Annotated in this window: 3 protein-coding genes; 2 read left to right on the top strand and 1 reads right to left on the bottom strand. The window is 55.9% G+C overall.

What is annotated here, in order from left to right; translation table 11 throughout:
• Positions 1–776 precede the first annotated feature (776 nt).
• A complete protein-coding gene (locus ACIPIN_RS28745) occupies positions 777–1859 on the top strand; it encodes a YncE family protein (protein WP_401124850.1) in 1083 nt (360 codons plus the stop codon).
• Positions 1860–2134: 275 nt separating this feature from the next.
• Here the strand turns inward: ACIPIN_RS28745 and ACIPIN_RS28740 are convergent, their stop codons facing one another.
• Positions 2135–3163 carry a LysR substrate-binding domain-containing protein gene (locus tag ACIPIN_RS28740; RefSeq protein ID WP_401124848.1) on the bottom strand — a complete coding sequence of 343 codons (1029 nt, stop codon included), beginning with the start codon at positions 3161–3163 and terminating at the stop codon, positions 2135–2137.
• A gap of 95 nt (positions 3164–3258) precedes the next feature.
• Between ACIPIN_RS28740 and hutH the strand changes: the two genes are divergently transcribed.
• On the top strand, positions 3259–4800 hold the full coding sequence (gene hutH / locus ACIPIN_RS28735; RefSeq protein WP_401124846.1) for a histidine ammonia-lyase: 1542 nt from the start codon (positions 3259–3261) through the stop codon (positions 4798–4800).
• Positions 4801–5347: the final 547 nt, after the last annotated feature.

Here is a 5347-nt window from a genome sequence, read left to right as displayed (position 1 = left end):
GCTCAAGGCGCCGCAGTTTTTCACTGCGTCGCCGCGTCCAGCGCGAGTCGGGGGATATTGTTGTTGTCATGCTCACTCCACGGGTTCGCTTTCGTGAGTGAACATTAGGAGCGAATGAACCAGCCATCAATCAAGCAGGGAAGCAAATCGTTACGCTCAGGTTAACGATTAAATAAGTATCGCCATCACATACACCGAGACGTCTTGAGTAGCTGCGCGGCAGCATTTGCGGCAAGACCAGCGCCCAGCCCAGGGCCTCGGTCAGGCGATGTGACTCGCGCATCACCTGCACGGGTGTGTTGACAGAATAGGCCTGATGGTCGAGGGGAGATTGAAGAGCATTCCCCCTAGGGACACTCTGAAGTAGACGATTGAGTCCGATAATAGACGAACGTCTCATTGTTGAATCCAAATCCGAGCCCCACCATAAAAAAACGCTAACCGTAAAAAACGCTGACCGTTACCGGTTCAGCGTTTTTTATGGCAGCAGCTGCGTCAGTTCCCAACAAAAGAATATGTCCCATTTTTTACAGAATATGTCCCATTTCCATCATAAGTATTGACATAGTAAATACGGTAGTTGAGATTCACTCGGCGATTGAGGGAGTTCAGGAGGTCGTCTGGCGAGCGACATCGAGGCGCCATGGGCGGGCCAGCGACGGCCAAGGCAGTGTATCTCTGAAAGGATGCGAAGAAGTCAGGCGTCCCGGTTGGCCGGGGCGGCTTAATAGAAGCGAACAAAAACAAAAATATCCGAAGATTTCAGGAGAAAACCTATGGTGCAGCGAAAATTGTTGGGTTCTGCAGCTGCGATATTGGCTTTGAGTCTTGCCACTTCAGTCAGCGCCGCTGAACTGAAACGGATCGGCTCATTGGAGGTTCCGGGTGAGCCTCTCAACGGCTACGATATCAGCTACGTCGATCAGGCGACCAACCGTTACTATTTGGCCGATAGAAGCAACAAGGCTGTCGACGTGTTCGATGGCGCTAGCGGCAAGATGGTCGACCGCTTGCCCGGCGGATTCGCTGGGCAATTAAAGAGCAACGACGAGTCCGGCCCGAACGGCGTCGTTGTCGTTGGCGGGGAATTGTGGGCCGGCGACGGCGACAGCACTCTGAAGATCATCGACCTCAAGACGAAAAAAGTCATCGATACAATTTCAACCGGCGGAAAAGCCCGGGTTGACGAGATGGCGTACGATCCGAAGGCGCACGTTGTGATTGTCGCCAACAATGCCGACGAGCCGCCGTTCCTGACGCTGATCTCGACCAAGCCGGGCCACAAAGTCGTGGCTAAGATTCCCTTCGAGGACGCCACGGACGGGATCGAGCAGGCCGTCTACGACGTAACGACGAAAAGGTTCTATGTTTCGATTCCGGAATTGAAGAAGGATAAGGCCAAGGGTGCCGTCGCCGTCATCAACCCGGACAGCGGCAAGGTCGAGAAACTATTGCCAGTGAATGACTGCCATCCCAACGGACTGGTGCAAGGGCCTGGCGCAAACCTGCTGCTAGGTTGCAACGCCGGCGTTAAGGATAGCGGCCTGCCGCCGGTATTCGTCGTCATGAAAACTGACGGCTCGGTGGTCAAGGTCATTCCTGGCCTCGGTGCCGCCGACATGGTCACCTACAATCCGAAGCTCAAGCAATATTACACCGCTTCGCGCGGTATGCCGGACGGCCCGGAACTCGGTGTCATCGACGCGAAATCCAACACGCTCGTCCAGCGCATAAAGCTGCCCGGCGGCAACCCGCATTCGGTTGCAGTCAGCGAGAAAAATAACCACGTCTTCCTGCCGCTCAACGCCAAGGACGGTGGCTGTAATGGTTGCGTTGCCGTCTTCGCACCAGGCAGCTAACTCCATCGTAATCGTCGAGCCTTGTGTGTCGCCAATAAAAGCGGCACGCAAGGCCGTCGGTCGCGAGACGGCCATTTTATCGAGCAGAACACGCCGGCGTCCCCCGCCTCTGGCTCGTGCATTTTCTTCCACATCTGGCGTGCCCCCAGCTCCTCAGCGCGCGCAATCCGCGACTGACCATGGGCAAAGTCAACGCCTTTGGTACCGACGGGCCGATGAGCAGTTGGCCCAGATTGTCAAAAGCTCAAAACCTGGTAGCACTCTGTAGTTGTGAATCACTTCTTGCTAGCGGGCTGCGCAGCTATCAAGGAGTCAGTAATTTCCTCTTGTGCTCTCCCTCGGCCAATCAGCCAGCGTTGAAATGCCCGACATTGCGCTTTCTGCAGAGTGTTAGGGTGCCAACTCAGGTAATACGGCGAGGGAAGAGGCATGGCTCGCTGCCAAGGAATGATCAAGCGCCCTTCATCGATGTCACGGGCAATCATCGAAAACTGCGCCAGCACTATTCCTTGGTGATCGATGGCGGCTTGAATAGCCATGCTGGACGAAGAAAAGCTACGACGTATGGCAATTGTCTGCTCGACGGCGACACCCTCCAGCTCAAACCATTCGGCCCAAGAGGGGGGTGAATCAAATTTCGGCCGCGAATCGATACGGATAAGTGGGTGTTGAAGCAGATCACCGGCATGCTCCACATGGCCTGGATGGCCTATAAGCGTCGGTGAACATGCTGGCACCACACAATCGCGGAATAATACAACGCTATGCCCGACATATTGGGCAGGTTCGCCATAGCCGATTCGAAAATCTGCGTTCTCCTCCTCCAAAGTGTCCGCCAGCGTGCCATCCAGATAGATGTCGAGATCACCATCCTCATGCTGCCATTCGTAGGTAAGAGGCGCCAGCCACTTGGTCATGAGAGAAGGCAGGCCACTGACATACAAATTGTTGGGGTTTTTCGAACGCTCTACTTCGGAAACGGCGGCTCTCAATTCTTCAAATGCTATAGAACACCGCGCATGAAAACGCTGGCCAACGGCGTTCAGTCGCAAGCGCTGTCCCTCCTTGACCGTCAAGCTCATGCCCAGTGCCTCATCAAGCAACTTCATCTGCTGACTCACCGCGCCCACGGAGATGTTCAATCGCTTTGCGGCTTGGGATATACCGCCGCAGTGACCGACGGTTTCAAATATTTGGAGGGCTCGTAAGGGCGGTAAGCGACTCATGGGGATGCGAAGGTCTCGAAAGCATTTTAAGTTTAGAAATTCTAATAAAACTGACAGAAATTGCCATATTTTCTTCATATCCAAATCGCTTTAGCCTTCTCCCACGCTCAATCGAGCGACGGCCTGGCCGGTCCAGCCCCCCCCTCAATCATTTCGTTTCTCGGGAGTTCGCAATGAAAGCTCATCCTCAACAGATCACTCAGGTCGTCCTCGGCGATAGAGAGCCCTCCATCGAAGAGTTCGTCGCGGTAGCCCGTTATTCGGCCAGGGTGTCGTTTTCCGAGACCTACAAGAACCGCGTGAAAAAGTCCCGTGGCCTGGTGGAGCGTTTCCTCGATGAAAATCGCCTGGTCTATGGGGTGACCACCGGGTTCGGCGATAACGTTCGACATGTGATTTCCCCGCAGAAGGCCAAGGAGCTCCAGGTCAATATCGTGCGCTCCCACGCCGTCGCCGTGGGCGAGCCGCTCAAGCGTGAGCAGGTTCGTGCGATCCAGTTGATGGTTCTGATCAGCCTTGGCAAAGGTTTTTCGGGGGTGCGTCTGGAGTTGCTGGAGCTGATTGCCGGCCTGCTCAACAACGAAGTCGTGCCGTTTGCGCCTGGCGAGGGTTCGGTGGGCTATCTGGCCGTCGAGGGGCACCTGGCCTTGGTCCTGCTGGGCGAAGGCCAAGCCAGGGTCAATGGCGGCGAGTGGGTGGATGGCGCCACCGCACTGGAACAGGTCGGCCTGCAACCGACGGACCTGCAGTGCAAAGAAGGCCTGGCCATGCTCAATGGCACCATGTCGGTGACCGCCATCGCCATTCTGGCCCTCTACAACGCCATGCAGACCGCCTCGCTGGCCGACGTCGCCGCGGCCCTTTCCCTTGAAGCGCTGAAGGGCACGATTCGGGCCTTCGACCCTCGCTACCACTCTATCAAGGCGCATAAAGAGCAGGCGCAAACCGCCAGGGATATAAAGGCGATGCTGCATGACAGCCAACTGATCGCCGAAAACATCGACTACCGGCTTCAGGACGCCTACAGCCTGCGCGCCATTCCCCAGGTGCATGGTGCTTCGAAAAGATTCATCGATCACGCCCGCGAAAATATCGAAAACGAAATTCACTCCTCGGGCGATAACCCGATCATCTACCCGCTTGAGGACGGTGACGGCATTGCCATCTCAGGCGCCAACTTCGACGGCAGCTACATCGGCATGTCAGCGGATTCGTTGTGCGTGGCGCTGGCCAACCTGGCGAAGATTTCCGAGCGCCGTATCGACCGCATGGTCAACTCGCACTTCAGTGAAATGCCGGCCTTTCTGGTGCGCAACCCGGGCCTGAACAGCGGGTACATGATCCTTCAGTACACCGCGGCTGGCCTGTATGCGGAAATGAAGGCGCTGTCGTTCCCCTCCTCTGTCGACAGTTTCTCGACCTGCGCCAACCAGGAGGATCTGGTCAGCCTGGCTTATAACGCCGCCATCAAGGCCTACAAGGTTTCCGAAAAGCTGGAATCGGTGCTGGCCATTGAGCTGCTGGTGGGTTGCCAGGCCCTGGATTTCCATGACGTGCACAAGGCTTCCAGCGTCACCAAGGCGGTTTATGACCTGGTGCGTAGCCGCGTACCGGTCGCCGACCATGATCGTGCCTTCTATTCGGACATGGTGAGTGTCACCGAACAGGTCCGTAGCGGTGAAGTACTGGCCACGGTACAGAAAAACCTGAAGTAAACAGGTTGTACTCCAAGGCCGTCCTTCGGCTGTTTCGTTGCATCTCGACGAGTGAAGGATAGCCTTGGAGCCGAGCCTGGATCTGTATCGGTGCTGTCCAGTGCCGCGCGGCCCTCCCCCCTCGCCACAAATGCATTCGTTCCAGTTGTTTCCCATCGCGCACCAATATCTCCCAAACTGTCACCGAGCGCCCCAACGTGGCGCAATTTCATGCTCAAGTAACAGTCGTGACACCGCCGCAAAAACCTTCCGAAAAAAACGCCTCCCGCCAAACCCTTGTCTCAAGCGCGTTTCAGCCAAATCCCAAGCTTTATTGAACGACGAGCCATCAAGTTGGCCGCTTGATTGCATATGCTTGTATGTACAAGTAAGTGTGTGTGCGTATGAGTCGTCAGGAAGATCGACGCACAGAACCTGTTTCCGCTTGTGACGGGCCTTCCCGCACATGCTCCCTCGCCCACTGCCTGGGCTGGTTTGGATTGATTGCTGAGGAGTTTTTTTCGTGACCGAGAATAAGTCGACCCCCGTCACCTTTACTAAGCACCGT

This window comes from Pseudomonas sp. NPDC087697 (genome assembly GCF_044743155.1).
Classification (GTDB): domain Bacteria; phylum Pseudomonadota; class Gammaproteobacteria; order Pseudomonadales; family Pseudomonadaceae; genus Aquipseudomonas.
The sequence above is the reverse complement of the archived record's forward strand: the minus strand, read 5'-3'. Positions and strand labels throughout refer to the sequence as shown.

Excerpts from the sequence above, each read along its gene's own strand:
- ACIPIN_RS28740 (WP_401124848.1), bottom strand. The coding sequence starts at position 3,163 with ATGAAGAAAATATGGCAATTTCTGTCAGTTTTATTAGAATTTCTAAAC.
- hutH (WP_401124846.1), top strand. The coding sequence starts at position 3,259 with ATGAAAGCTCATCCTCAACAGATCACTCAGGTCGTCCTCGGCGATAGA.
- ACIPIN_RS28745 (WP_401124850.1), top strand. The coding sequence starts at position 777 with ATGGTGCAGCGAAAATTGTTGGGTTCTGCAGCTGCGATATTGGCTTTG.